25 protein-coding genes are annotated in these 25,331 nt (G+C 52.9%); 20 read left to right on the forward strand and 5 right to left on the reverse strand.

Translation table 11 applies throughout. The features are described from left to right. Positions 1 to 150 precede the first annotated feature (150 nt). From ONV78_RS21050 to ONV78_RS21110, 13 genes are all read left to right on the forward strand, one after another. The gene (locus ONV78_RS21050) at positions 151 to 879 is read left to right on the forward strand and encodes a response regulator (RefSeq protein WP_279506139.1); all 729 of its coding nucleotides are present in this window, start codon (positions 151 to 153) and stop codon (positions 877 to 879) included. Beyond that, positions 869 to 2,350 (forward strand): ATP-binding protein, encoded by a 1,482-nt coding sequence (locus ONV78_RS21055; RefSeq protein WP_279506140.1) that lies wholly within the window; start codon positions 869 to 871, stop codon positions 2,348 to 2,350. The genes ONV78_RS21050 and ONV78_RS21055 overlap by 11 nt, the downstream gene beginning before the upstream one ends. Positions 2,351 to 2,591: 241 nt before the next feature. After that, entirely contained in the window at positions 2,592 to 3,848 is a 1,257-nt protein-coding gene (locus tag ONV78_RS21060; protein ID WP_216737638.1) for an ABC transporter substrate-binding protein, read from the forward strand. A gap of 96 nt (positions 3,849 to 3,944) precedes the next feature. Continuing rightward, positions 3,945 to 4,865, forward strand: coding sequence for a sugar ABC transporter permease (locus ONV78_RS21065; RefSeq protein ID WP_253938412.1), 921 nt, complete (start codon positions 3,945 to 3,947; stop codon positions 4,863 to 4,865). Next, positions 4,858 to 5,739, forward strand: a complete 882-nt coding sequence (locus ONV78_RS21070; RefSeq protein ID WP_216737636.1) for a carbohydrate ABC transporter permease — start codon at positions 4,858 to 4,860, stop codon at positions 5,737 to 5,739. The genes ONV78_RS21065 and ONV78_RS21070 overlap by 8 nt, the downstream gene beginning before the upstream one ends. Positions 5,740 to 5,791: 52 nt before the next feature. Next, positions 5,792 to 6,910 (forward strand): sn-glycerol-3-phosphate ABC transporter ATP-binding protein UgpC, encoded by a 1,119-nt coding sequence (gene ugpC / locus ONV78_RS21075; protein ID WP_279506142.1) that lies wholly within the window; start codon positions 5,792 to 5,794, stop codon positions 6,908 to 6,910. A gap of 154 nt (positions 6,911 to 7,064) precedes the next feature. Continuing rightward, the gene (locus ONV78_RS21080; RefSeq protein WP_279506143.1) at positions 7,065 to 7,919 is read left to right on the forward strand and encodes a helix-turn-helix domain-containing protein; all 855 of its coding nucleotides are present in this window, start codon (positions 7,065 to 7,067) and stop codon (positions 7,917 to 7,919) included. A 99-nt stretch (positions 7,920 to 8,018) separates the two neighbouring features. Beyond that, a complete protein-coding gene (locus tag ONV78_RS21085; RefSeq protein WP_279506145.1) occupies positions 8,019 to 8,990 on the forward strand; it encodes a carbohydrate kinase in 972 nt (323 codons plus the stop codon). Next, positions 8,987 to 10,192, forward strand: a complete 1,206-nt coding sequence (locus tag ONV78_RS21090) for an AGE family epimerase/isomerase (protein ID WP_279506147.1) — start codon at positions 8,987 to 8,989, stop codon at positions 10,190 to 10,192. The genes ONV78_RS21085 and ONV78_RS21090 overlap by 4 nt, the downstream gene beginning before the upstream one ends. 399 nt (positions 10,193 to 10,591) lie before the next feature. Then, a complete protein-coding gene (locus tag ONV78_RS21095; protein WP_279506149.1) occupies positions 10,592 to 11,455 on the forward strand; it encodes a helix-turn-helix domain-containing protein in 864 nt (287 codons plus the stop codon). A gap of 100 nt (positions 11,456 to 11,555) precedes the next feature. Beyond that, entirely contained in the window at positions 11,556 to 12,041 is a 486-nt protein-coding gene (locus ONV78_RS21100; protein ID WP_279506150.1) for a CesT family type III secretion system chaperone, read from the forward strand. Positions 12,042 to 12,053: 12 nt separating this feature from the next. Beyond that, positions 12,054 to 12,779, forward strand: a complete 726-nt coding sequence (locus tag ONV78_RS21105; protein WP_279506151.1) for a hypothetical protein — start codon at positions 12,054 to 12,056, stop codon at positions 12,777 to 12,779. A 5-nt stretch (positions 12,780 to 12,784) separates the two neighbouring features. Next, the gene (locus ONV78_RS21110) at positions 12,785 to 13,153 is read left to right on the forward strand and encodes a hypothetical protein (RefSeq protein ID WP_279506153.1); all 369 of its coding nucleotides are present in this window, start codon (positions 12,785 to 12,787) and stop codon (positions 13,151 to 13,153) included. Positions 13,154 to 13,246: 93 nt separating this feature from the next. On the opposite strand, the gene ONV78_RS21115 is transcribed toward ONV78_RS21110, so the two are convergent. Both ONV78_RS21115 and ONV78_RS21120 read right to left on the reverse strand, forming a co-directional pair. Then, positions 13,247 to 13,669: a hypothetical protein gene (locus ONV78_RS21115; RefSeq protein WP_279506155.1), complete on the reverse strand. Its 423-nt coding sequence runs from the start codon at positions 13,667 to 13,669 to the stop codon at positions 13,247 to 13,249. A gap of 11 nt (positions 13,670 to 13,680) precedes the next feature. After that, complete coding sequence (locus tag ONV78_RS21120; RefSeq protein WP_279506156.1) at positions 13,681 to 14,847, reverse strand: hypothetical protein; 1,167 nt, start codon at positions 14,845 to 14,847, stop codon at positions 13,681 to 13,683. A 386-nt stretch (positions 14,848 to 15,233) separates the two neighbouring features. Between ONV78_RS21120 and ONV78_RS21125 the strand changes: the two genes are divergently transcribed. Continuing rightward, positions 15,234 to 16,016: a transporter substrate-binding domain-containing protein gene (locus tag ONV78_RS21125; protein ID WP_279506158.1), complete on the forward strand. Its 783-nt coding sequence runs from the start codon at positions 15,234 to 15,236 to the stop codon at positions 16,014 to 16,016. A gap of 179 nt (positions 16,017 to 16,195) precedes the next feature. Next, on the forward strand, positions 16,196 to 16,714 hold the full coding sequence (locus ONV78_RS21130; protein WP_279506365.1) for a DUF4124 domain-containing protein: 519 nt from the start codon (positions 16,196 to 16,198) through the stop codon (positions 16,712 to 16,714). 79 nt (positions 16,715 to 16,793) lie between these two features. Here the strand turns inward: ONV78_RS21130 and ONV78_RS21135 are convergent, their stop codons facing one another. Beyond that, positions 16,794 to 17,639: a hypothetical protein gene (locus tag ONV78_RS21135; RefSeq protein WP_279506159.1), complete on the reverse strand. Its 846-nt coding sequence runs from the start codon at positions 17,637 to 17,639 to the stop codon at positions 16,794 to 16,796. A gap of 287 nt (positions 17,640 to 17,926) precedes the next feature. Then, complete coding sequence (locus ONV78_RS21140; RefSeq protein ID WP_216737625.1) at positions 17,927 to 18,934, reverse strand: carbohydrate porin; 1,008 nt, start codon at positions 18,932 to 18,934, stop codon at positions 17,927 to 17,929. A gap of 704 nt (positions 18,935 to 19,638) precedes the next feature. Between ONV78_RS21140 and ONV78_RS21145 the strand changes: the two genes are divergently transcribed. The 5 genes from ONV78_RS21145 to ONV78_RS21165 all read left to right on the forward strand — a co-directional run bounded on the left by ONV78_RS21145 (position 19,639) and on the right by ONV78_RS21165 (position 24,651). After that, complete coding sequence (locus ONV78_RS21145; RefSeq protein WP_279506162.1) at positions 19,639 to 20,271, forward strand: aspartyl/asparaginyl beta-hydroxylase domain-containing protein; 633 nt, start codon at positions 19,639 to 19,641, stop codon at positions 20,269 to 20,271. Between the two features lie 144 nt (positions 20,272 to 20,415). After that, positions 20,416 to 21,036, forward strand: a complete 621-nt coding sequence (locus ONV78_RS21150; RefSeq protein WP_279506163.1) for an aspartyl/asparaginyl beta-hydroxylase domain-containing protein — start codon at positions 20,416 to 20,418, stop codon at positions 21,034 to 21,036. Continuing rightward, the gene (locus ONV78_RS21155; protein ID WP_279506169.1) at positions 21,020 to 22,141 is read left to right on the forward strand and encodes a phytanoyl-CoA dioxygenase family protein; all 1,122 of its coding nucleotides are present in this window, start codon (positions 21,020 to 21,022) and stop codon (positions 22,139 to 22,141) included. Before ONV78_RS21150 ends, ONV78_RS21155 begins: the two co-directional genes overlap by 17 nt. Positions 22,142 to 22,196: 55 nt before the next feature. Beyond that, positions 22,197 to 23,516: a class I SAM-dependent methyltransferase gene (locus tag ONV78_RS21160; protein WP_279506171.1), complete on the forward strand. Its 1,320-nt coding sequence runs from the start codon at positions 22,197 to 22,199 to the stop codon at positions 23,514 to 23,516. Next, positions 23,509 to 24,651 (forward strand): hypothetical protein, encoded by a 1,143-nt coding sequence (locus ONV78_RS21165; protein ID WP_279506173.1) that lies wholly within the window; start codon positions 23,509 to 23,511, stop codon positions 24,649 to 24,651. The genes ONV78_RS21160 and ONV78_RS21165 overlap by 8 nt, the downstream gene beginning before the upstream one ends. On the opposite strand, the gene ONV78_RS21170 is transcribed toward ONV78_RS21165, so the two are convergent. Continuing rightward, positions 24,635 to 25,330 (reverse strand): 2OG-Fe(II) oxygenase family protein, encoded by a 696-nt coding sequence (locus ONV78_RS21170; RefSeq protein WP_279506175.1) that lies wholly within the window; start codon positions 25,328 to 25,330, stop codon positions 24,635 to 24,637. The two genes, ONV78_RS21165 and ONV78_RS21170, sit on opposite strands and share 17 nt — an antisense overlap. Between the last annotated feature and the right edge of the window lies 1 nt (position 25,331).

Raw genomic sequence — 25,331 nt, forward strand, 5'->3', positions numbered from 1 at the left:
AAAGAGCGCGAATTATACAGATTATGGCCAAAAAGTGAGTAATGACTGTCCGCAACTGGAGACATGCGACACAAGTACAATCACAACTGGGCCGGCGATAAATTTGTGTTATGATCGCGCTCAGTTTACGAGGTTAAGTTTTAAGCAGCGATGACCCACAAAAACAAGCATATAGTCGTTGTGGACGACGATTTGGAAATTCGGCAATTGCTGAGCCAGTATCTTTCCAAAAACGGTTTTGACGTATCTCCGGCTGAGGATGGCGAGACGCTGTTCAAGCTGCTGGAGGGCGAGACACCGGATCTGATTATTCTGGACATCATGCTGCCTGGCGACGATGGCTTTATTATCTGTCAGCGTCTGCGTAAGTCGTCCACCGTTCCCATCATCATGTTGACCGCCAATGCGGATGACACTGATCGTATCGTCGGTCTCGAAATGGGGGCCGACGACTATATCGCCAAACCTTTCAATCCAAGGGAGTTGCTGGCGCGGATGAAAGCGATTCTGCGTCGGGTGCAACCCAAACAGAGCACGCCTTCCGGGCAACCCAAAATCTATCGTTTCGGCAATCTGGTGCTGGACACTACATCCCGCATGCTGGTGCAACCTAACGGCGACAAGAGCGCCATCAGCGGCGCCGACTACACTTTATTGTGTCTGTTTCTGGAAAAGGGCAATGAAGTGTTAAGCCGGGACGAAATTTCCGACGTGCTGCACGGGCGCGAGTGCTCGCCATTGGATCGTAGCATCGACGTGCATATGAGCCGGTTACGGCAGCGACTGGGCGATGACGCCAAAAATCCCACTCTTATCAAGACCGTGCGCGGCTCCGGTTATGTTTTAGCGGTTCCGGTTGAGCGCGAATATGGGGATTAAAAGAGGCGCTCGCCGAGGATTGGCGGGCTTGGCTCCGCGTTCTTTATTGTCGCGAATGGTGATTGTTCTGGTCATCGCCGTATTGGCTGCGCAGGCGCTGTCCAGCTTGATTTGGGTGGCGCAGATTAAGACCCGTAATCAGGAAAATGTGCTGAGTATGTCCAATCACTTGGCGTTCAGCATCGCTTCCACTGTGCGCTTCTTTAAATCCCTGCCGGTGGAATACCGCCATATCGTCCTCGATCAGTTGCGGCGCATGGGCGGTTCGCGCTTTTTCGTCACCTTCAACAGTGAGTTGATCAATATCAGCCCGACGCAGGACACGGACCTGAAGCGCTGGGTGTTAGAGGAAGTGGATTCTGTCCTGCAACGAGAGCTGGGCCGTCAGGTGGAGATTATATCCGAGTTCTCTTTCGCCGAGTCCCTGCACGTTTTTAACAATGATATTCGTCTGCTGGATCTGCCGCCGGGATGGGGGCATCACAGCCTGTTGTTACACCCGCAAAAGACTCCGATCCTGGTGGTGCAGATAGGTTTGGAGAAAGACGAGTGGCTGTATCTGGCCACGCTGTTGCCCACGCCGGATGGCCTGATTGAAGGCGATTATTTGCCCGCCGAGCGCCTTTGGTTTATGGGAATCACCGTGGTTCTGGTGGTGCTGTCGCTGTTTGTCGTAGTACGTTGGCTGACGCGGCCATTGAAGTTGCTATCGCGGGCGGCGGACGAATTAGGCAAGGACATCGAACGGCCTCCGTTGCCGGAGGAGGGCAGCACAGAAGTTGTGGCGGCGGCGCGCACCTTTAACGCCATGCAAGAACGCATTCAACGTTATATTCAGGATCGGGAAACGCTGTTCTCCGCCATCTCCCATGATCTTAAAACGCCGATCACCCGTCTGCGACTACGGGCGGAAATGCTCGACGACGACCAGCTGCGCGGCAAGTTCATTCAGGATCTGGAAGACCTGGATCACATGGTGCATGGCGCCTTGCAGTGCGTTAAAGACACCACTGTCCATGAAAATCCGGTGAATATCGATCTACACTATTTATTGCAGCAAATTTGCGAAGGCGCGGATCTGCAGCGCAAGAAAGTAGTGCTGACCGGCGTGTTGGAGCAGCCGTTCTGGGGTAAGCCGTTGGCGCTCAAGCGCGCATTCAGCAACATTATTGATAATGCGCTGTTCTACGGGCATCAGGCGGAAGTATTTCTGGAAGATGTGAATGAAGGCGTGCACGTAGCGGTGCGGGATTTTGGTCCGGGAGTTCCGGAAATGGAGCAGGATCGCATTTTCGAACCTTACGTAAGGTTAGAAAAGTCCCGCAATCGTAACACGGGCGGATCTGGTCTGGGATTGAGCATCGCCCGCAATATTATCCATGCTCACGGCGGCAGGCTGAAGGTCAGAAACCATGAGCAGGGCGGCTTTGTCGTGGAAGTCTGGCTGCCAAGGCAGTATCAGGAAGTCTGAATCTGGCCCATTGCCAGCCAATGGCCGCTTAATTGTGGCCGTTGGGAATCTGCAAGGTTTTTAAGGTTTTGTTACATTAGGTTGCTCTATCTTACCCCGCCCCCGTATTTCCACCCCTATACTGAGTAAACCTTTGAGCGTAATCAGAGGATTTCAGCCTTCCTAAAATATCCCATCAGGGATTGTTCAATCGGGAATGGCGAACCTTTTATTTAAACAACAATAAACAGTAGGTTTGGTCATGAAACGAATCAAAAAAGCTCTTGCTCCTATCGTTCTTTCTGGCATCGCAGCAGCAACTTCAGCACAGGCGGGCGAAGTTGAGGTGCTCCACTGGTGGACCTCCGGCGGTGAAGCGGCGTCTGTCGCCGTATTGAAAGGCTTGTTGGAGAAAGAAGGGCACACCTGGAAAGACTTTGCGGTTGCCGGGGGTGGCGGGGAAAGCGCCATGACCGTTCTGAAATCACGAGCCGTATCAGGAAACCCACCTGCAGCAGCCCAGATCAAAGGGCTGGATATCCAGGAGTGGGCGAACCTCGGTCTGTTGGCGAACCTGGACTCCGTCGCCAAAGCCGGGAACTGGGACAAACTGCTCCCAGATGTCGTTTCCAACGTCATGAAATACGAAAACCACTACGTTGCTGTTCCGGTAAACGTGCACCGGGTGAACTGGCTGTGGGCCAACCCAGACGTGTTCCGTAAAGCGGGCGTAGGCATCCCAACCACTTGGGAAGAATTCCCTGCAGCGGCCGACGCCATTCAGAAAGCGGGCTTCATTCCGCTGGCGCACGGCGGTCAGGCATGGCAGGACGCTACTCTGTTCGAAGCCATCGCTTTGGGCATGGGCGGCAGCGAGTTCTACAACAAAGCCTTTGTTAAGCACGACGCTGATACGCTGAAGAGCGAGAAGATGGTTAAGATCTTCGAAACCTTCAAGAGCATGCGTAAATACATCGACAAAGATGCAGCCGGTCGTGACTGGAACATCGCCACTTCCATGGTCATCAACGGCAAAGCCGCGATGCAGGTAATGGGCGACTGGGCCAAAGGCGAATTCACCGCAGCGGGTAAAAAGCCTGGCGTTGACTACATGTGTCTGCCTGCTCCCGGCACTTCCGGTCAGTTCACGTTTAACATCGACAGCTTCGCCATGTTCAAGCTGAACAATGACGACAACGTGAAAGCACAGAACGCTATGGCGCGTCTGATCATGGAGCCGACTTTCCAGGAAACCTTTAACCTGAACAAAGGCTCTATCCCAGTACGTAGCGGCATGGCTCGCGACAAGTTCGACAGCTGCGCGGAAGCATCTATGGACGCTTTCAACGCCGCCGCTTCCACTGGCGATTTGGTGCCCAGTATGGCGCATGGCATGTCCACCACGTCCTATATCCAGGGCGCTATCTATGATGTCGTCACCAACTTCTTCAATGACGACAGTCAGTCCGCTAAAGAAGCGGTCAACAAGCTGGCGCAGGCTGTAAAAGCAGCAATGTAATCGGCTTAGCGCGCGCGAACAGATCAGTTCGCGCGCGCAACCCCCATCTCTATCCTAAACTTGCCTTTAACGAGGGGAACCATGAGGGCGATATCCATGGGCGCACACGATCGTCCCGAAGCAACTGCAAAAGCGAAAGGCGGTCTTGCCTGGTTGGAGCGCTGGCTGCCAAAAATGGTGCTGGCTCCGACGTTCGTCATGATGCTGGTCTTTATCTATGGCTACATCATCTGGACGGCGGTCCTGTCGATGACCAATTCGCGTTTTCTGCCGTCATATGACTTTGTCGGCCTGCTTCAATTCGAAAAGCTGTTTGAAAACGACCGTTGGCTGGTGGCTTGCACCAACCTGGGTATTTTTGGTGGACTGTTCATTCTGGTCTGCCTGGTTCTGGGGGTGACCCTGGCGATACTGCTGGACCAGAAGATTCGTCAGGAAGGCGCGATCCGTACGGTCTATCTGTATCCTATGGCGTTGTCCTTCATCGTTACTGGTACGGCCTGGAAGTGGATGCTGAATCCTGGACTGGGTCTGGAAAAAGTGGTGCGGGATCTAGGGTTTGAAAGCTTTAGCTTCGACTGGATTGTCGACCCGAATATGGCCATTTATACGCTGGTGATCGCCGCCGTATGGCAGTCATCCGGATTTGTGATGGCGATGTTCCTGGCGGGGCTGCGCGGTATCGATAATTCCATTATTCAAGCGGCTCAAATCGACGGCGCCACGCTGCCGAAAATCTATCGTCGCATTATTCTGCCGAGTCTGCGTCCGGTGTTTTTCAGCGCCTTTATCATTCTGTCTCACATTGCTATCAAGAGTTTCGACTTGGTGGCGGCGATGACAGGCGGCGGCCCTGGCTATTCTACTGACTTGCCGGCGACCTTTATGTACGCGCACTCATTCACCCGCAGCCAGATTGGCTTGGGCGCGGCGAGCGCAATGCTGATGTTGGGCGGCGTATTGGCCATCCTGATTCCCTATCTGTACTCAGAATTGAGAGGGTCGCGTAATGGTTAATCAGACTGCGCAATCATCTATGAACTGGAGTCGTATTAATCGCGGGCTTATCTACGCCGTGTTGCTGACCGCAGCGCTGTTTTACCTGCTGCCCTTGGTCGTTATGGTGTTGACCTCGTTCAAAACAATGGACGACATCCGTAGCGGCAACCTGATTTCTTGGCCGACCGAGTTTGTCTTTGACGCTTGGTCCAAAGCCTGGAGCACTGCTTGCACAGGCGTTCGCTGTGAAGGCGTGGAAGGATACTTCTGGAACTCCGTGCAAATCGTTGTGCCGGCGGTTCTGATCTCCACATTCCTGGGCGCCTTGAACGGTTATGTATTCACGAAGTGGAAATTCCGCGGAAGCGAGCTGTTGTTCGGCCTGCTGTTGTTCGGATGCTTTATTCCGTTCCAGGTAGTGTTGCTGCCTATGGCGCAGACCCTGGGGTTATTGGGCCTGGCTAACACCACTGCTGGCTTGGTGTTCGTGCACATTGTTTACGGTATGGCGTTTACGACCCTGTTTTTCCGTAACTTCTACATCAATATTCCGGGTGAGCTGGTTAAAGCGGCGCAGCTGGACGGGGCAGGTTTCTTCACTATTTTCTGGCGTATCCTGCTGCCGATTTCCGGCCCGATCATTGTGGTGACCATCATCTGGCAGACCACGCAGATCTGGAACGACTTCTTGTTCGGCGTGGTTTACGGCAGCGGCGATACTCAGCCGATTACCGTTGCACTGAACAACCTGGTGAACACCTCCACTGGCGTGAAGGAATATAACGTGCACATGGCGGCGGCGATTATCGCGGGTCTGCCCACACTATTGGTTTACGTACTGGCCGGCAAATACTTCGTCAGAGGACTGACCGCCGGGTCTGTGAAAGGCTAGGCGCGCCGCCGCCTTTCACACAAGAACAAAGACAGTTTCGAGGTTAATTTAAATGGCTGCATTAGAAATTCAAAACGTTCGTAAGACCTACGGCGGTAAAACGGAAGTCCTCAAAGGCATAAACATCAGCATCGAGAAGGGCGAGTTTTTGATCCTTGTCGGTCCGTCCGGCTGTGGCAAGTCCACGCTGATGAACAGCATCGCAGGACTGGAGGAGATCACTGACGGCGCTATTTTGATCGGCGGCGAAGACGTTTCCGGTCGTAGCCCGAAAGATCGCGACATCGCTATGGTGTTCCAAAGCTATGCGCTGTATCCAAGCATGAACGTACGCGACAACATCTCGTTCGGTCTGGAAATGCGCAAGGTGCCAAAAGACGAGCGCACGGCTGAAGTAGAGCGTGTGGCGAAAATGCTGCAAATTGAGCATTTGCTCGACCGCAAGCCTTCCCAGCTTTCCGGTGGTCAGCGTCAACGTGTGGCCATGGGGCGGGCGTTGGCGCGCAAACCCAAGATTTATCTGTTCGACGAACCGCTGAGTAACCTGGACGCCAAGTTGCGGGTGGAAATGCGGACGGAAATCAAAAAGCTGCACCAGAATCTGGGCACCACCATCGTTTACGTAACGCACGACCAGATCGAGGCGATGACCCTGGCGGACCGCATCGCGGTCATGAAAGACGGCATCGTGCAGCAATTTGGCACCCCGCAAGAGATCTATGACGAGCCCGCCAACATTTTCGTTGCCGGTTTCATGGGCTCACCCGCGATGAACTTCATTCCGGTGCAGATCCAAAACGAAGGCGGTGGTCTGGTGGCGAAAGTCACTACCCGTGACGGTCGCACTTACAGTCTGCCTCTGGGCGAGCGCGGAGCCTGCCTGACTTACTACGTCGGCAAGCAGGTGACTCTGGGTCTGCGTCCTGAAAGGGTGACTCAGGTGAATCCGCATGAAGTGGAGAGAGCCGATGTTATGGTGCTGGAGGCTGAGATTGATATGGTTGAGCCTACCGGACCGGACACCGTTATGCACATTCATCTGAACGGCACGGAAGTGAGCTGTCGGGTAGCGCCTGACAGCGCGGGCAAGCTGGGTGAAAAGATGAACCTGATGCTCGATCTGTCCAAAGCCGTTTTCTTCGATATCGAGAGCCAGGCCCGTATCGGCTAGAGCCTTTAGCCCGGAGCCTCTGCTGCGAATCAGACCCGGGCGTTTTTGCGTTCACTAAAAAATATCAAGCTCATGGCGCTCGCTGAGACTTTGCCTCGGCGACTGCGCCCCGGGCATGCCTTTACCTGAATAAAAATAATTAGGGGGTGAAGCGATGATTGGTCAATCCTATGGCCGAGAAAGCCATCCGTACGGATTTGAGCTGGAAGGCGAACGCCACCAGCCGGAAGCTATGGCGGCTGCGCATCAGCACTGCCATCTGGAGATTCTTATTCTGACCCGCGGCAGTGTTGAGATGCTGTATGGTCAACAGACGATGAAATTGTTCGCCGGAGACCTTTTATGTTATTCCGCGTTGCACTTTCATCAGTTTGGCGCTGTGAGCGATGACGCCGTGGCGTACAGCTTTAGACTCCCTCTTTTCGCCTTGTTCAATCTGCAACTTTCCTGTGGCGTGAAACAGCAACTGTTTCATGGCGTTCCCTGTCGCGCGCGGTGCGCTGGATTGGTGGACGATACTATGTTGGCGCGATGGGTGGCGGAACTGCGGTTATGTGACCCCGCCCTGGATGACCTCATTTTGGATGAAATCACGCTGCTGTTGCGGCGTCTGTTCAAGGACGCCTGTTACACCCCGCCTGATCAACAGATCTCAGGCGTTTCGGGGCTCAAAGTCAGCCAGCATATTCCTGTGATGCTGCAGTTCATCAATGACAACTATCATGCGTCTATTAGCGTTTGCGATGTGGCGGGCCATGTGGGGCTGCACAAGAACTTCGCCATGACGCTGTTCAAGAAAACCCTGGGAATGTCGATTCTAGAGTATCTGACCGCGCTGCGGGTGCATCATGCCCGCCGTATGTTGCAATACACTGGGGAGCAGGTGACTCAGATCGCCTACGCCAGCGGTTTTTCCTCCGTGACGCGGTTCTACGAAGTGTTTGCGAAATACTTTGGCGAGTCGCCGCAAAAGTATCGGAAAAGTTGCGCTTTGGTAGGAGACGACTGAGAGGAAGACGTGTATAACCAGGGCATTTTCGGCGATAAATCTGTCGCCGACTTCGACTTATAATGTTTAGCCCCGGAATGAGTTAGCGGATTAGTAACTATGAGCACAGTCGTTTGTTTTGGTGAAGCCCTCATTGATTTTCTGAATATCGGACAGGATGAGGAAGCCCCTCTACGCCTGCGCAAATTCAAACAGTTTCCTGGCGGCGCACCGGCCAATGTGGCGGTAGCCATCGCCAAGCTGGGAGGCGACGCCAGGTTTGCGGGGCAGGTGGGAGAAGATGAGTTCGGCCGTTTTCTGGCTCATGCGCTGCAAGCCTATGGCGTGGACACCAGCCATCTGCTGTTTCATCCGACGGCGAAAACCGCCCTGGCGTTCGTGATGCTGGACGACTCGGGCGAGCGTACGTTTTCTTTTTATCGAGATGGCTCCGCGGATATGGTTTTGCAGGCGGAGCAGGTCGCTCCGGCTTGGTTTGCGGGCGCTTCCGTCTTTCATTATTGCTCTAACACCCTCACGACGCCCTCGATCGCCGCCGTCACTGAGAGCGCGCTGCAAAGAGCCAAAGACGCTGGCTGCGTCATCAGCTTTGACGTGAATCTGCGCCATAATCTGTGGGCGTCGGGACATGCGGATAAAGAAGTGATCATTCGTTTGGCGGCCTCTTCCCACTTATTAAAGCTGTCTCTGGATGAGCTGGAGTATCTCGCTGCAGGCGCTGATTCCGAGGCGCTGTGCCAGAGCTGGCTGCAACAGGGGGTGAAGTTGATCCTGGTGACGGACGGCGGAAAGCCTATTCGTTATGTCTCCCTCGCGTTTTCTGGAGAGGAGGCGACACCGCCAGTGAAGGCGGTGGACACCACGGCGGCGGGGGATTCATTTATGGGCGCTATATTGTTTGGACTGTCGAAATGCGGCGACCAGGCGGCGCTGCTCAATTCACAATCACAGGTCGCCGCGCTGGTGCGTTTCGCTTCCCAGTGCGGCGCATTAACAGTAAGTCGGCAAGGGGCTTTTCCTGCGTTGCCTGACTGGTCTGAAGTCAGTCGTTTTTGGGAGCTGAGTGAATGAATTTCAGAAGCAGGGATTTTTTAACTGCGCACAGCCGCGAGATATTGGATTTCTATCTACGCGCGGGCCGTGACGAGCGGGGTGGCTATTTTCAAAACTATTATGACGATGGCCGCGTGTTTGCGCACGGAGACAAGCATCTGGTCAGCAGTTGCCGGATGACGTTCAACTTTTATCAGGCGCACCAGTTTTTGGACGCGCGCAACGAGGAAGAGCGGGCGCAATGGCTGGCCTGGGCCGAACACGGACTGGCTTATCTGCGTGAGGCGCACAAGCGTGTGGATGCGCCTGGTTATGTGTGGACTTTCAAGGACTACCAACCCGCAGACCAACGGCAGTACTGCTATGGCTACGCCTTTCTGATTCTGGCGTTCGCCTCGGCGGTCAGCGCCGGAGAAGAGTCGGCGCGCGAGGATTTATATGCAGCCTGGGACCTGATGGAAAAACACTTCTGGCAGCCGCAACAAGGGCTCTATGCGGATGAAATCAGCGCTGATTGGAGTCAGGTGTCTGACTATCGCGGTCAGAACGCCAATATGCACGCCTGTGAAGCGATGATCGCCGCCTATGAAGCCACCTCGGACTCGCGTTTTCTGGCCCGCTCCATTGAGCTGGCGGAGAAGGTGGTGTTGGCGCTAGGAGGAAAGTCTGACGGGCTGGTGTGGGAGCACTTTACCCTGGGCCTGGATATCGATTGGGACTACAACAAAGACGATCCCAAGAACCTTTATAAGCCCTGGGGATTTCAGCCGGGCCATCAGACTGAATGGACCAAACTGCTACTGATGCTCGCCCGTCACAGCGATTTACCCTGGTTGGCTGCTAAAGCGCGTGAGCTGTTTGATCGTGCTATGGAAGCCGCTTGGGATGATCGTCACGGCGGACTCTATTATGGCTTTGCTCCAGACCAGAGTATTTGCGATGACGATAAATATTTCTGGGTGCAAGCGGAAAGCTTCGCGGCGGCGGCGTTGCTGGGCGAGGCGACAGGAGACGAAGGCTATTGGCGGTGGTATGAGCGTCTTTGGGAATATTCCTGGACGCATTTTGTCGACCATGATCATGGCGCCTGGTATCGAATTCTTAATGCGGATAACTCCAAAGTTACAGATAAGAAGAGTGAGGCTGGCGCGAAGTGTGACTATCACTCCTTGAATGCCTGTCTGGAGACATTGCGCGTGCTGCGCGCTTCGTCAATCTGACGGAACAGTCAGAAATATAGGTAATATTTATTTCTTTTTTTGAAATGTGAATGTCAAAAAGGCCGCTTTACTTGAGAAAGGGAAAAGCGGCTTTTTTATGCTTTTCATGAAGTATCAAACCAGTTGTTAGCTAAATATAGGATGCTTTGTTGTTTTTTTGTCCAAGCTGGCGTTAGAATGAAGCGCTGTAAAAATGAAGTAAAAAAACAACAAAAGCAAAAATGCCCCCAGCCGGAACGCAGTAAGCAAGAGATATTCAGGCAGATAGAATATTCGAGTCAGATTTTCTTGTGTGGAAAATTTATTCCAATTATTGGTTTTATGGAATATATTTGCTGTTCGTCTGACACTGCTGAGTAGTCTCGCTTATTCCTGAATAAAAATAACACGGGGAAAGCAATGAAAAGTCCTTCTATTCACGATAGGCATGACGCCAATACGCATACTGACGCCTCTGGACTGGTCAGTTTTCACTTTGGTGAGCCCGAGATCATGGGAGGCTCACATCAACACTGCCACCTTGAAATCAATATCCTTCTATCCGGCTCCATGAGGCTGAGTTACCTCGATCAGTTGTATGAGCTGGAAAGCGGCGACGTCATCTGTTTTTCCGCATTACACCGGCATCAGCTGGTTTCGGCGGACAAGAACGCCTTGCTGCTGCAGCTACGCCTGCCTTTGTTTCTACTCACGGATATGTGCGCGAATGAAATGTTCAAACATTTGCTGATTCGCGGGACGCCTTATCGCGCTAATGCAACGGGCTTGCTATCCCTTGATGCGGTAGAGCGTTGGGTGCAGGAGCTGCGGTGTCTGGATGGACCGCTGCAGGATTTAGTGCTGGACGAGATCACCCTGTTTCTACGCCGCATGATCATGCGCAATCCCTGTAAGTCCGGGCAAGGCGCTGGCTGTGGGGAATATCGCAGCCGGCACTTGCACCATGCGCATTGCATGGTGGAGTTTATTAATGGCAACTATCGAACGCCCATCACGATTGCTGATGTGGCGGACGGAGTCGGACTGCACAAGAATTTCGCCATGAGCGTGTTTAAGAAAGCAGTGGGAATGTCCGTACTGGAGTATCTGACTGACTTACGAGTGAATCATGCCCGCCGATTGTTGCTGTACTCTCAGGACCAGGTGATTGAGATCGCTTTCGCCAGCGGCTTTTCCTCCGTCACTCGGTTTTATGAGGTCTTCGCCAAATACTTTAACGAATCGCCGCTCAAGTATCGCAAGCAACACGCAGACCCAGGCTGAAACTATCGTCCGACTTGGGTTACTCATGGTATTGGGCGCAGGGATGGCTCGCGTCAGCCATCTCGCGCTCCTCATGAGAATACTGTGCGGGAGGGCGCGCATGCTTGAAGATATCAATGAAAAGCTTCGCTATATAGGGGAGCGCAATGGCCTTAGCTGGCTGCAACTGGACGCTCAGGGTGTATGCGGAGCGCAGACTCAGACTGGAATCAAATGGCAGATAGAGTGGCCACAGGCCAGCCCCTGGCTGCTGTTCCTGGCGGAGTTGGATGAAGCGCCGGAACGGAACGACGATTTACTTTCTTTATACGAACTTTGTCAGACGCTGAACTTTCCTGGACCTGAGTGTCTTTTGGGCAGCGTTTCGATAAAACCCGGCGGTCGATTTTTTTACCTTCATTACCGGCATGAAATTGAGAACCTGCATGCGAACAAGCTGGAGGAACTGCTCAATCAGTTTTTGGCGGATGCAGCGTTGGCGAGAGAGCGTATACAAACCGTTAAGCGCGGCCAAACCGGCGCCGGAGAAAGTGGTCTGAGCCGGTCGCGTGAGGCCCCGCCTATGCAAATATATATGAATGTATAGGTTTGCCGGGTCATGGATGCAATCAATGCTAATCGAGGACATCAGGTCTCAGCCTATGAGCGCCAGGATGTTGATAAATCTGTCTCTGGAAGTACTTCTCCCCTGGCTGGATCAAGCCCAAAACCCGTCGCACCTGAAGCGCCTGTCGTTAATCCTCAAGCAGCTGGCGCTTCTGGAGAAGCGCTGAGGACGAGCCAGCCCAGTGAAACAAGAAGTGTCGAAGCTCATAACGCTGGCTTTGGAAGTGTTTCGAATGAAAGCGATTATAGTCAGGTCATTAGCGGTTTAATTGAGGACAGTAATAAAAAGTTTCCGTTAACTGAAATAAACGCAAGGATAATACTGGATAAGTTTGTGCCAGAAGGCTTTGTTCCGGAAGCTGTCGCAGGACCTGGAGGCAAAGGAGCCGATTTGGTTACGAAAGGACCGGATGGAGAGGTTTTCAAAATCGAGAATAAATGCACCGCCTCCGCACGTGGTTTTGACAAGGAAATTTCTCATGCCGCACAGAATCAAGCCGAGGGATGCCTGGTATTTGTTCAGGTTCCTGAAGGCACAGATGCTGCGCGATGGATGGGAAAATTTTGGGGGAATCGGCAGACTATTCTAAATAATCATACCCCAGAAAATGTTCAAAAACTGGAGGTATATAAGAATACCGATATTGTGATCTATGACGACAAAGGAAGCGAACTATTGCCTCGACAGCCAATATTCAATCCGGATGGGAAAAGGTAGTTGATATGAGTGAAGTGTATTACTTGTTTAACAAAATAACGAAAGAGTGTGTTTGTCTTGGGAAGAAGACTGGCGAAGATGGCTCCGAATATACTGGCCCTGTCTGCTTTATTGGTGATAGCAGGTACTACTTGCCAATGAAGTACATGCACTTACTTGTCGAGCGTTTTAGAGGCTCCTCTCCCGCAGGGACCGTTTGTGAGGTGGCTGGGTCTGAGCTGTTCGACACGGCTTCGTATCTTGGCCCAGACGAAGACGTTATTGAAGTCGGGGGGGATAGAGATTTTGACCGTCCATTGGCGGTATACCTTCCTGAGCTGGAAGACTGTCGAGTCAAAGAAGAAATTAAAAGGAACGGCATACTGATTAATTGATTGGGACGCCTCAAACCAAGAATGGATTATGCGCCACCACAAGGTATGGAAGAGGTTTTACACCGTTGTGTTGGGCGACCATTTTAATAAGTCTTAGTATGTTTTTACCGCCTTCACCGTTTCATCCAAGTCCGCGGCGGATATAAAACCGATGTAGTTGAGATTCTTCGCCACCAGCTCTTTGATGTCCTGATTGCTGGAGGCGGTGATCATGGGAGCGGCTTTACCGGTGAAGATCAGCCGGGACCAGTAGGAGAGGAACTGGCGCGAGCCTTTGTTGACGACTTTGGCGCAAAACTCTTCGAACAATGCAGAGGAGCTGTCGATGGAGACGATGGTGGCTTTTTCTCCGTTGGGCAAGAAAGCCTGCTTCGCCATGAACAGCTTCTGGATATCTTCATTGCTCAGATCAAGATTCGCTTTCGGATTAACGATGATAGCGACCTCGGCTTCCACGGCTTGCGCCTGCAGCAGCGGGTAGATGAGAGCAAACACGATAGTAATGAGTCTTAACATGTCGGCGCTCCTTAAAAAACGAAACTAATCGCAGTGCTGAATAACTGGGTGTCGATGCGGTTAGCTCCGTCCTTGTCGTAGTTTATTTTGCTGAAGTCGAACTTTAGTGAAGCGCTGTGATGAAAGTCATAACGTACGCCGATCGTGATGACTTTGTTGTCCTGATCCGTGCCTTCAATGATGCCTTCCAATGTCGAGTAAACAGGATCGGATTCAGACACCCCGTCGAGAATACTTCTTCTCGGACTGGTGTCGAAAACCTCATAAGTGAGGTGGGGAGTGAACTTGCCCATGGTGTAGCCGACGGAGACGTAATACCCCAGCGGATCAGGGAAGATACTGTCTTCAATTTCCGATCTGGTGACTTCCGCCACGGCGAAAAAGTTATCGTATTCCACTTTCAAAGAGATGCTGCCGAAGGCGCCGCGATCGTCATTGGCGCGGATGGCGTCGGCGACTTCCTCTGACACTGTCGGGCCGGAAGGCGCTGGAGCGCTTGGGTCTTCCGGAGGCAGGATACTGTCCAGGCCAGGCGCGATGGCGGGTATGGAAAGCTTCGAGCGAAAGTAGGAGAAGCGCATGCTGATCCAGTCAACGCCGATGCGCCAGGAGCCGCCATAGACGAATTTCAGGTCCACCTGACCGATAGGGATGTCCTCTTGCACCGAGCCATAGAAGAAGTTCAGGGTAGAGTCGAACTGACGCATTTGCGAGGCGTAAGTAATGTTCAAACCATCCAGGTTTTTAAACAGGGGTACGTAAACAAATTTGGGTGGCCTGACCCAGTGGTAGGCGTAGCCGACATCAATGGTGTCGCTGTATTCGAAAAAAGGCGTTCTGAAACGACCCGCCTTAACGGTCCAGTTATTGTCGATGGCGTAGGTGACATAGGCCCACTCGAACTCGGCGTCATGATCTTCCGAGCCGCGAGCAATGATCTGCGCGGTGGCGGAGAGGTTTTCTCCCATGTCGCCACGCACCTGCAGGCCGAACAGGGACTCGTTCTTGAAATTAAGATCGTCGTCGTAGGAAAAATAAGGTTTTTCATCGTCAAAGGTAGTGGCGGCGACGATAGTGCCGAATCCGTTGAAGTGAATTCTGTCGTTGTCGGCGTGGGCCGGGCTCACGATACACAGCGTTGAGAGGCCAAGACTGATACAAGACTCTTTTATTCTCATTGTTGGAACCCTGCTTTCCTTGAGGCGTCAGTTTTTCTTATGAACTTTGCCGTATAAAGACAGTCCGGAGTCCAGCCGTGACTCCAGCTATTACTATCACCACTTCCGCTTGGTTCTTTGCATGGGCGCTCGCAATGTTATCGTTGATAGCGAAGCGCTCTCGGTTGCGCGCGGACCGGCTTCTGGCGGCCTTGACCGCCTTTTCCTAAGGGTAGTTGCGGCGTAAAAAATATCCAGCGTGTAGCAAGGGGCAAATTAGTCTGGAGAGCCGACTCGCCGTTGGACAAGCCCGAGGCGGCTTACTAATCTTCTTTATAAACACGGTCATTCTAATGCGGGCTGGCAGGGACGAGTCCGGCGTCATGTCATTGCAACGCGGTATACACATGTCCTTGATGAAGCTGGAGAGCTTGGCGCTGCTGATCCTGGCGGGGGTGTCTCTGCAGGACAGTCGCGCCGAAAATCTACGTCTGGCCTTAGCCGTCGCCGAGGAAGTTGAGCCCTATGTCTATCACTTGGAGGACGGCAAAGCGACAGGGATCGATTATGAGATTGTCGATGAGGCGTTAACCCGGGCGGGGGTGGATTTCGAGCTGAAAAGCTATCCTCGACCTCGTATAACGCTGATGCTGGGGCAGGGGCACTTGGATGGTCTGCTTACCACCACCGGTTATAACGACAAAGACGCCCTCAACGCCATGTGGCTTTCCGCTCCGTTATATACGTCAACGGTATCCGCATTTGTGCTCAAAAAGAAAGCGGAGGAGGAAGGCGCTGATCATAGCGGGGCCTTGAAAAACTGTCATCAGGCGGGCGTATTGCGAGGCTTCAACTATCGCTTTCCCAATCTGGATATGACCCGTTTCAAGAGCGTGGTGGAGGTGAACAGCGCCGAGCAGTTGGTCAAACTGACCCTGTACGGCCGCGTAGATTGCGCGATAACGGAAGACATAACCTTTATGTATCAGGCGCGTAGACTGGGCTACTTCAACGATGTTGAGATTGTCGATGAAGTCGTCAATCGCCCCGTGGTGATCGCTCTGTCCAGAAAAGTTATCGAAGACAACAAAGGGCTGGATGAACGCATCAATCTAGCGATCGATGATCTGAAATCCCATGACGTCATCGACAATATCATTATCAAATATCTGAGCCTGGGTGCGTTCTAAGAGACCTCTCCTGGCGGGAAGCGTCAAGGATTGTGAAACCTGTTGGCAGTCGCTGGTTATGCTTTTACTTCTCCCTTTAACATGGCGCATTTGTCGTCGGTAATAAGGTATTGAGTTTTATGGCGCGTAGGGTAATGGCTGACAAAGAATCTGGTCTGCGCTGGAAACGAACAGCGCGGATGGGGGCGCTATGTTTTGCAGTTTTGTATTCAGGCCTGGGATACGGGCAGATATACAAATGTGTGAACGCCAAAGGGAAAGTCGCTTTTCAGGAAACGCCTTGTCCTGGCGCTTCCGCGCAGACAGAGGTGGAAATCAGAGCCGCGCCGACGCCGGCGGCAGTGGAGGAGGCGCGCCAGATTAATCGTCGCATGGAGCCCGACGTTGAGTATGTTAACCCTGAGCAGTCTTCACCTATGGAAGAACAGGCGGTGCAAGAATACAAAGCAGAGATGCAAAAGAAATGCGATAACCTCAAAGAGAAAATGCTTGAGGAAGAAAAGAAAATTGTCGCTGAGTGTAATAAACGTCGAGATGTCTACTGTGACTTGCCACCTGAAAAAATTATCGAGACCTATGAAGATAAGCAGTTAAGCAAGCTGAATAATCAGCAGCAGTATTTGTATTTGCAAAATAAAAAGCCGCACCCTCTTTTCGCAATGAAAAAGTTTGCGGCGTTATGGGCTTGCGATCGTTAGATTTTTATCGAGTCGACGGATAAAAAAACCGCCTGGAGATCACTCCGAGGCGGTGAGGCAGATTCCTGCTGAGGGAGCCTCAGTTCGCGCTGGTTAGCGGGGTTGGTTGGTCGGAAAACGTTGCTTCTTCACGATGCGTCAGTTCGGTCAGGCTTTTCTTGGCGGTGCGCACATAGCTCTCTATCAATCGATAGGACGCCTGTTGCTCTTCAAACTCATTGAGCAGGCGGCCGATGACGCCCATGATCTGTCGTTCTTTATCTCCATTTAATCCCATACTGAGAATGGCGTTCTGGATCGTCCACTTCAGGTCGGCGACGATCTGGACGGTGTAATCACTGCGCGTGTTTTCAATGGCCATGATGTCGTCCAGCAGATCGAGCGTGCGCTCGACATTCTGCTGGCTTCGGTTTTCTTCTTGCAGGTTGGCCAGTGTTTCTGTGCTGAGCTTCTCCATCAACATGCTGACCACGCTGGCTAGTCTCGATAGATTATCGATGTACTGGTCCCGCTGTTCTTCCGTCAGCGTGACGCACAGCGTGAAGTGCGGATAGATCACGGCCCAGTAGTGCTCGTGATGGATCATGCGAATGGTTTGCTGCGATAAATGGGAAATAATTTTTTCCTGAGCGAACGAGACGAAAGAGTCGCTGCTGAAAACATAGCTGTGCTGAGGTAGCGCGATTTTAAAGACATAGGAAATGTTACTGTGGGCCAGAGCGCGTTGCACCGAAGCGGCTATCTGTAAAGGGTCCTGGGTGTCCTGGTAATCCTCCAGCAAGTCGATGATGCGCCCCAACTGGCTGTTGGAGCGCAGCAGGAACATACCCATATGATGGAGACTGCTTAAGGAGTTCTCCAGCTCGTTAATCTTGTACTTGTCGTAAATGGTATCGTTGAGTTTGACCACTTTTGAGAAGACCATGGCGCGACCCTAAAACGCTGTATGGAGGAAAGTATATCTTTCACGTTGGGTTTGACGGGATGCGTAGGGCTACTGAAATAAAACCATGAGTCTCCGTACTACTACGTAGACGGCGATGATGGGCGCAGTAAAGGCGGTGGATTTGAAGGGCTTAAACGCTGGCGCAAAAAAGCGTGAAGCGGAGCCGCCTCCAACTTCACGCTAAAGATGCGTAAACGCAAAAAAGCGCCGCACGTGGAAGCGGCGCAATCAACACAGAAAGGAAGGAACGAGAGTGGCCTTTCTTCTTAGAAAGTGTAGTTAATACGAGTCCTTATTTTGTGGAGGTCGTCGTCGGTGTCGCCCGCCAGATGGTCTGCGCTGGAAGTAGAGCCGGCGAAGGTGATGGAGGCGTTGTCAATGTTGAATAAAGGCAGCGTGTACGCGACATACAGCGTCGATACGGTTGGGTCGTCTTTAGCGCCAGTGTCGCTGATTGAGTGCACCGCGCCCAAACCAAATGCGCCGTAGGTAACGTTGGCGCCGAAGGAGGTGACGGTGATGTCTGATCCTGCGTCCTCGATATCTTCACGAGCGGCGTTCAAGTTGATGCTTGCTCCGCTGAATCTAATGTTTCCGGTCAGACCAAAGCCGCTTTTATCGATTTCAGTTTTGGTAGTGACTCCGCCAGAAGTTGTCTCCTGATCGTATTTCAGTACTTCATATCCAGCAGTCAGACTGAACATCTCACCGGTGAACGTCACGCTGGGACGCAGACCGGAAAAGACTTCTTCGTTATTGCCGTTTTCATCGGAGTCGCCCCAGATTGAAGCTAACTCGAAGCTCAGAGCAGAGCTGGGACGGACATGCAGCGCAAACTGACCGCCGTTATCGCCTGCGCGACCGCGCACCAGATTGGCCTCATACACTCTTGCGCCTTTGCCGTCGCCGGCATGCGCGACAACCGTATCTTTACCCAGTGGGAACAGGTTGACGGCCTCGAAGCGGCCCGCCTGCACGTCCCAGGTTTCGTTACCGAATTTCACCCACATATCGTCGGTGGCGGTATCGCCATTTTTCTTCAACAGGCCTGATCCCTTGCCTTCCACAAAATAACCATTGAGTTCGGTTTTGCCGGTCACATTCACTTCGATACGGCCGCCTTGCTCGAACTTGGTGTCGCTGTCTTTAGCGTCAATGATGTCTGTATCGAGCTCGATATTGGCGCCGATGCCAAATTCCGCGTGTGCTTGTGAGATACCCAGCGCAAGGGAGACTGCCAGAGGCAAAGTCTTCATGAAATACTTATTATTCATAAATGCCAATTTCCTGTTGTTGTTTTCTCTTTTGAGATAAGCGCCTGCGGCGCGGCTTTCCGGATTAATTCGCTATATCGGTAAATCTAACCGGCATTGCGGCCGAAAAACTTAAGGTAGCCTCATCCTAAAACGAGAAATTTCCCGCCGCTTACGCGAAAAATAAGAAATATTACGAAATAGTAAGATCCTGGTAGGCCATATGGCCGGTATTTGATGGCGATAAATCGTAAATGTGCGTTGGTTTAGCAAAGCGAGTGGCGTAAGAGGCCCATGGGGGTGGCTTTGGCGATCATCTTTGATACGCGAACCGCTTATTTCGAAATATTCTGAATTTTCTTCCTTTTTCGGCTGATGCCAAGGTCTGGGCGTATTGGCGTTGCAATGTAAGGATTCGTGGCGATAGGCGTCAATATGCGTCCGGTTGTAACTCCATGTATTAAAAATGCTTTTTTCTTTCCTGCGAAGCTATTGAAACGCGGTGGCCTGTGGTATGCGCTTTTAACAAAAAGTTTCCATGACCCACTTCTCACTTTGGAAAAGATGTGACTATATTTTAAGCAAGTTGAATGCTTCTGGAGGAAGTAGGAAAGGACAGGATGCTTTTTCGGCTTGTGAAGTTCTGGGAGAAGCTTCGGGAGGGCGCTTTGCGTTCAGGCTGCGGCTACTTTCTGTTTCAGGCTGGTAGTTAAGGGTGTTGGATTATGAGTGAAGTCGGTCGTCAAATTGTCCCTGATGCTTATTGTGCGCGTCTTCCCGCGAGCTTTGATGTGCGAGGTTTACTGCGCGATCTTGAAATGCTGTTGTTCGCTTTATGGGAAGGCAATTTCAGCGCCTGTAACTTCAACGACGGGTGGGATGCGCTGCCTGTAGACGGATTAATGTCCGGGAGCGGCATAGCCTCTTCATGGCCAGGCTCTGATGTGGTCGCCTCACTGCGTAAAGGCGAGATGCGGGACGTATTTGAGTACCTGCAATGCCCGCTGGTGTCCGCCAGAATCATGCGCTTGAATCCCGGCGTCACCATTGCCAATTACCTGTCCCTGAACCCGCTGGGAAGGGAAGATCTGGTGCGTTTACAGGTTCCTATCTCCTTAAGCGATGGACTGACCTTCCGTGTAAACGAAACGCCGGCGCAAATGGCGGAGGGCGAAGTCTGGTATTTCAATCCGGGCCTGTCGCAATGGGTGGAAAATGAAGGGGGCGAGGCCTCGGTTTATTTGGAAATAGACTGTGTTCTCAACGACTGGCTGTACACGGAAATTAATCGCGCTCGCATGCCCAAACTGGAGCAGGTGGACGCGGACATGGGGGCTTACTACGGCTATCCGGCGTAATTTGACGCCAGCGGCTAAACAGTCTCTGCAAGGCGACAGTTAACTGCGTTTTCATTGAGGCGCGGTTAAGTGAGCACACGGCATTGTTTGCGCCAGGGCAAAGGATATTGGCGCGAATAATCAAAACATAAAGGACCTCAGGGAATGACTGATCCGCTTTCATTCGCCAGGCTTGATATCAGCGTTGACCTTCCCGCCTTGAAGGCCGATCTGCAACGCATTCGCGAATTACCCTGGTTGAACCACGTCAATCAGCGCGACTACAGCGGTGAATGGGATGTCATGCCGTTGCGTTGTCCCGCTCACTACCGCGAAGCCCATCCGATTCTGCAAGCCTTCGCCATAGAATGCTGCGACGACTGGGTGGACCTGCCGGTTCTGGAGCAGAGTCCAGGTCTGCAACGGCTGCTGGCGTCACTTCGCTGTCCACTTAAATCCGTGCGCTTGATGCGTTTGCGCCCCGGCGCGGAAATTAAGCCTCATCGTGATCACGGGGTTTCCCTTGAGCACGGCGAAGTCCGGCTGCATGTCCCCATCGAAAGTCATGAGCTGCTGGAATTCTGGGTGAATGATCATCTCGTTCCCATGCAGGAAGGAGAGTTGTGGTATTTGAATGTGGATCAAACACATACCGTCATCAACCAGGGGGACTGTGACCGCATCAATCTGGTCATCGACTGCGTGGCGGACGAGTGGGTGCGGGAGAAAATTGAGACCAGTCAGTTAACCTGTCAAGGAAGGTATTTTAATGAGCTATGCCCATAGTGCAGGTTCTGGAACGCCGCCATCTGACTCGCCCTCTCATTCACAAACAGACGAATCGCTGCCTCCTGCGGAAGAAGTGGGAGAGCTTGGCGTGCACCGTCTCAAGCGGCTTTGGTATAAGACGCGTCTGAACAAATGCGGCAAGCTGGAAGAACGGCTTCGACAGGAGGAGTGGCGAACGGACGTGGCGCTGATGAATCTGTTGGGGCTGGGGCTTGATCAATGTCTGGGGTTTCTTTACGGCGGCCAGCCGACCTTCAGCGAGTTTGAACACTGGGTCTTGCGAAAGAACCCCAGTGGGTTAAGCAAAACGCGTATCCGTGATATCAATCGAGTTCTGGGCGACTATCAGGCCGGGTCGTGCTCACAACCGCTGGACGCCAGGGAAATCCTGGAGGGACCGCTGTGTGGCGATGCGCCTAAGTTTCTGAGTGAGAGTCAGGTTGCGTTCTGGCGTGAGAACGGATACCTGGTGGTGGAAGACGTGCTGGATAAGGCGCAATGTCAGGCCTCAGTGGACGTGATCTATCGCTTTTTGCAGAAAAGCCCGGATCGACCGGAGACGTGGTACAACGCGCATCAGGGGCAGCAGAACATCATGGTGCAATTGTTTCGTGATCCTGTGCTGGACGCCAATCGTTCTTCCGAAAAAATGCGCCAGGCATTTGCAGATATTTGGGGAACGGAAAGCTTACAGTGTTCGATTGACCGGGCGGGGTTTAATCCGCCGGAAACGCCCCAGTATCAGTTTTTTGGAACCCGGCTGCATTGGGACGTGGACTTCAGTCGCGCCCCGGAGTTGCGTACACAAGGCCTTATCTACCTCACTGACGTCGCCGAGAACCAGGGCGCTTTTCATTGCGCGCCCGGTTTTCATCGCCATATGACTAACTGGATGGCGCAATTGCCCCCGGGGGCGGACCCGAATCAACAAGATCTCTCCCACTTGAAGCTCAAGTATGTCGCCGCGCCTGCTGGATCACTGATCATCTGGCACCACTATCTTCCCCACGGCGCGAGCCCTAACAGGGCGGCGACGCCGCGTGTCGTGCAGTATCTGAACATGACGCCGCTGCCCTGTGCGGAGGCGACGCTGCGTAAATAGTTCATCACCAATAACTCATCACCAATAACGTATAAAACGTATAAAAAGGAATGCGATGATGACAGATGCTGGAACCTCTAATCTCGTAAGCGCTGAAGCCATTGTTGATACGACGCAAAAGTTGCTGGGAGCGACCTCCGCCGGCGACGCCAGACCCCATTTGGATGCTTTAGTCAGCGCCCTCGCGACGGTGACGGGCATTGATCTCTATCCTTCCTGCTATAACGAAGACTTGTCTACCCAGACCGGGTTCGGCAAGGCGATTTCGCCTCTGGAGGCCGGCAGATGCGCCTGGGATATTGAGCGCACGCGAATATTCATGGCCGGCGTCTATCAGGCGATACAGGATGTGTTGCGGCGGCAGGAAAGGGTGGAGCTGCTGTATGCGGGAACCGGGCCATTCGGACTTCTACTGGCGCCGCTGGCTCCGTTGTTTCCCGCGGACAGGCTGAGGGTGACGCTGCTGGATATCCATGAGGCTTCCCTGGAGGCGCTGCAGAAGATGATTTCTCTGCTGAAAGTCTCGGACCGGGTCGCTCATATCGTCTGCGCAGACGCTACTGTCTGGACGCCTCCTGCGGGCGAATCCTATGACATTCTGTTATCGGAGACGATGAAGCATATGTTGCAACAGGAGCCGCAAGTGAAGATCTTTTCTCACTTGCAGCAGTTTCTAAATCCGGATGGTATGTTGATTCCGGCCTCTGTGCAGCTGGATGCCTGGCTGCATTCTTCCGAAAGCGGCAAGAATATCCACCTTGGAGAGCTGCTTACGCTGGATCGTTCATTGGCGGCGGCGCTTCATGTTGGCGATGATTCCTGTCTCTCGGGCTCTCTGTTAATCCCTGAGTGCGAAGAGAATATGACGGATCTCAAGGTCACAACGTTCATACGAATTTATGGCGATCATTGTCTGCAGGAGAATCAGTCGCAGCTGACTTTGCCCAGATACAAGAAAAATATACGACCGGTTCCTGGCAGTACGCTTAATTTTCACTACCACTTGAATGATTACCCGGACTTTGAGTTCTTCTATCGCAGTCGTCCTGCGACAGCGGACCTTCCTTTGCCTGACAGTCTGGAAGTGGGAGAGCTGGGCGTTTATCACCTCAAACGGATATGGTCGAAAGCCGCGCACGCCAAGGTAGGTAAGCTGGATGAAGCGGTTCGGAGTCGAGAGTGGCTGCTGGATCAGTTAGTGTTTGAACTGCTGGGCGCGCCGATGGAAAAGGCTCTGGCGACGATATATCAGAGTCGACGCTTTCAGGATGTCGAACAGTGGTTTAAAGAGGCTTCAGAGGACGATATCAGCGCTCACCGGGTGTCCGCCATCAACGCCAGAGTGGTGGATGAGCTGGAGGCTTTGCGTGGATAGTCGCGAGGTTTACTCGCGACTACTGGAATCAGAAGAGGCGTTAGCCCAGTGTGTGGCCTGCCGTCATTTTGATGATTTACTTGCCACACTAAAACGTTATTCCGACGTCGAAGAGCAAGGAGAATCCGACCCTTTATCGGCGCTTATCGCCTGTAACAATGAGGAGGTCGAGCCTGACCTGCCTTTGCTGTTGCGTCAGTGGACGCCAGTGCGCTACGTAGCGGCGCGCAAGCGGGTGATATGGGGCGTGGCGCCGACCGCGCGAGACTGGGCTCCTTTTTGGGATGAGCGCATCGCTACGCAAAGGGCGCGCTCGATTTTTGGAAGTATCATTAAACCCGCTACAGGTATCGAGTATCTGATCCGGCATTCCCATCTGTTCAATGAAGTACGCCCCGCTGGCTTTATTTTTCATCTGTCCCGTTGCGGCTCGACGCTGGCGTCAAACCTGTTGGCCGTCTCTCCCGCGCACTGCGTTATCTCAGAATCCAGCGTATTGACGGAGCTATTGCTGGATAAGGAGCTGACGGGAAGTCAAAAAGCGGAAGCCCTGCGTTTTCTGCTGGCGGCCCAGGGGCTGGCGGGAGGCGGCGATCAGGATCTGATTGTGAAGTGGAACGCCTGGGATATTGGCTTCTGGCCGCTTCTGCGCCAGCTCTATCCCGACACGCCATCCGTGTTCGTAATCCGTCGGCCAGAAGAAATACTGGCGTCTCATCAAAGGCTTGCCGGAAGGCATATGGCGGCAACAGACTTGTCTGTGTTGTCTCATCTTGTGGCGAAAGTGGATGACGCCGCCTCGGACGTATTGCTGTCCTACCAGATGGAGGTATTGGGCGCGCTTATGAACAGCATGGCGCAGTCGCTGGATAGCTCTGTACTGGTTGTGGACTATACGGAGCTTCCAGATGCAGCGGAGAACCGTATCGCAGATCACTTTGGCGTGTCTTTCTCTGCGGATGACCTGCAGCGTCTGAAGAGCAGAGCGGGACAATACTCAAAAGACCCAAGCCGCTCTTTTCAGGGGGACAGCGAGGACAAGCGCCGCCTATTCTCAGCACAAGACGCGAGCATGATTTCCCAAAAGCTGGACGGCCTCTACACTCGCTTACTTGAAGCTAGGCATACCAGATAGTCTGGCTGTAACGCACCTTTCCCTTCGCGGATTTGGCGAAGGGCGCAACACTGTGGAGCAGGTTGGGCTTGAAGATAATGCAACGGTTAAAGAGGGCGGACAGGGTTAACGTTTTCCCTCGTAGCGTCAGAATATTGAGTCCGCCTTCATCCTCCTCCAGCCAGTCCGGCGACAGGTAAAACACGATGCACACATGCCTTGTTACGCCCGTTCCCTTGTCGGTATGAGGGCGCAGGTATTGTTGCTCCCGCAGCGCGGTCAACAGCATATCCTGGCACAGCATTTCCCTGGGCGGGTTGGGCGTCAGACTGGCGGCGTAGCGGGCGAACAGGCATTGCACCGGGCGCTGTTGAAATCTCATATACGTCAAACTGGCGGGCGTCATCATGAACTCCGGTTTGGGTCCCTGATAGCGCGACATGTGAAAAAAACGTCGCTGATCGTCGAGCTCCGTCCATTCTTGCGCGGACACTTTTATATCATTTTGATACGCGCCGTACACTGGTGAATATGAGGCTTCATGGGCGACAAAGTGCGCCAGCTTGTCAGCGATTTCCCGCCGCAGGAAACCATCCAGATAAACCAGGCCATCCTCGGCGAAACGCTCAGCGTATTCATTAACACGGGAAGCCGTTAAGTGTTCCTCTGCGACCCAATAGGCGAGTTCCAGTTGTTGCATG

The sequence above is a fragment of the Hahella sp. CR1 genome (genome assembly GCF_029813005.1).
Classification (GTDB): Bacteria; Pseudomonadota; Gammaproteobacteria; order Pseudomonadales; family Oleiphilaceae; genus Hahella.

What these genes read in the sequence shown, in the direction of transcription:
- ONV78_RS21050 (WP_279506139.1), top strand. Translation starts at nt 151, where the DNA reads ATGACCCACAAAAACAAGCATATAGTCGTTGTGGACGACGATTTGGAA.
- ONV78_RS21055 (WP_279506140.1), top strand. Translation starts at nt 869, where the DNA reads ATGGGGATTAAAAGAGGCGCTCGCCGAGGATTGGCGGGCTTGGCTCCG.
- ONV78_RS21060 (WP_216737638.1), top strand. Translation starts at nt 2,592, where the DNA reads ATGAAACGAATCAAAAAAGCTCTTGCTCCTATCGTTCTTTCTGGCATC.
- ONV78_RS21065 (WP_253938412.1), top strand. Translation starts at nt 3,945, where the DNA reads ATGGGCGCACACGATCGTCCCGAAGCAACTGCAAAAGCGAAAGGCGGT.
- ONV78_RS21070 (WP_216737636.1), top strand. Translation starts at nt 4,858, where the DNA reads ATGGTTAATCAGACTGCGCAATCATCTATGAACTGGAGTCGTATTAAT.
- ugpC (WP_279506142.1), top strand. Translation starts at nt 5,792, where the DNA reads ATGGCTGCATTAGAAATTCAAAACGTTCGTAAGACCTACGGCGGTAAA.
- ONV78_RS21080 (WP_279506143.1), top strand. Translation starts at nt 7,065, where the DNA reads ATGATTGGTCAATCCTATGGCCGAGAAAGCCATCCGTACGGATTTGAG.
- ONV78_RS21085 (WP_279506145.1), top strand. Translation starts at nt 8,019, where the DNA reads ATGAGCACAGTCGTTTGTTTTGGTGAAGCCCTCATTGATTTTCTGAAT.
- ONV78_RS21090 (WP_279506147.1), top strand. Translation starts at nt 8,987, where the DNA reads ATGAATTTCAGAAGCAGGGATTTTTTAACTGCGCACAGCCGCGAGATA.
- ONV78_RS21095 (WP_279506149.1), top strand. Translation starts at nt 10,592, where the DNA reads ATGAAAAGTCCTTCTATTCACGATAGGCATGACGCCAATACGCATACT.
- ONV78_RS21100 (WP_279506150.1), top strand. Translation starts at nt 11,556, where the DNA reads ATGCTTGAAGATATCAATGAAAAGCTTCGCTATATAGGGGAGCGCAAT.
- ONV78_RS21105 (WP_279506151.1), top strand. Translation starts at nt 12,054, where the DNA reads ATGGATGCAATCAATGCTAATCGAGGACATCAGGTCTCAGCCTATGAG.
- ONV78_RS21110 (WP_279506153.1), top strand. Translation starts at nt 12,785, where the DNA reads ATGAGTGAAGTGTATTACTTGTTTAACAAAATAACGAAAGAGTGTGTT.
- ONV78_RS21115 (WP_279506155.1), bottom strand. Translation starts at nt 13,669, where the DNA reads ATGTTAAGACTCATTACTATCGTGTTTGCTCTCATCTACCCGCTGCTG.
- ONV78_RS21120 (WP_279506156.1), bottom strand. Translation starts at nt 14,847, where the DNA reads ATGAGAATAAAAGAGTCTTGTATCAGTCTTGGCCTCTCAACGCTGTGT.
- ONV78_RS21125 (WP_279506158.1), top strand. Translation starts at nt 15,234, where the DNA reads ATGTCCTTGATGAAGCTGGAGAGCTTGGCGCTGCTGATCCTGGCGGGG.
- ONV78_RS21130 (WP_279506365.1), top strand. Translation starts at nt 16,196, where the DNA reads ATGGGGGCGCTATGTTTTGCAGTTTTGTATTCAGGCCTGGGATACGGG.
- ONV78_RS21135 (WP_279506159.1), bottom strand. Translation starts at nt 17,639, where the DNA reads ATGGTCTTCTCAAAAGTGGTCAAACTCAACGATACCATTTACGACAAG.
- ONV78_RS21140 (WP_216737625.1), bottom strand. Translation starts at nt 18,934, where the DNA reads ATGAATAATAAGTATTTCATGAAGACTTTGCCTCTGGCAGTCTCCCTT.
- ONV78_RS21145 (WP_279506162.1), top strand. Translation starts at nt 19,639, where the DNA reads ATGAGTGAAGTCGGTCGTCAAATTGTCCCTGATGCTTATTGTGCGCGT.
- ONV78_RS21150 (WP_279506163.1), top strand. Translation starts at nt 20,416, where the DNA reads ATGACTGATCCGCTTTCATTCGCCAGGCTTGATATCAGCGTTGACCTT.
- ONV78_RS21155 (WP_279506169.1), top strand. Translation starts at nt 21,020, where the DNA reads ATGAGCTATGCCCATAGTGCAGGTTCTGGAACGCCGCCATCTGACTCG.
- ONV78_RS21160 (WP_279506171.1), top strand. Translation starts at nt 22,197, where the DNA reads ATGATGACAGATGCTGGAACCTCTAATCTCGTAAGCGCTGAAGCCATT.
- ONV78_RS21170 (WP_279506175.1), bottom strand. Translation starts at nt 25,330, where the DNA reads ATGCAACAACTGGAACTCGCCTATTGGGTCGCAGAGGAACACTTAACG.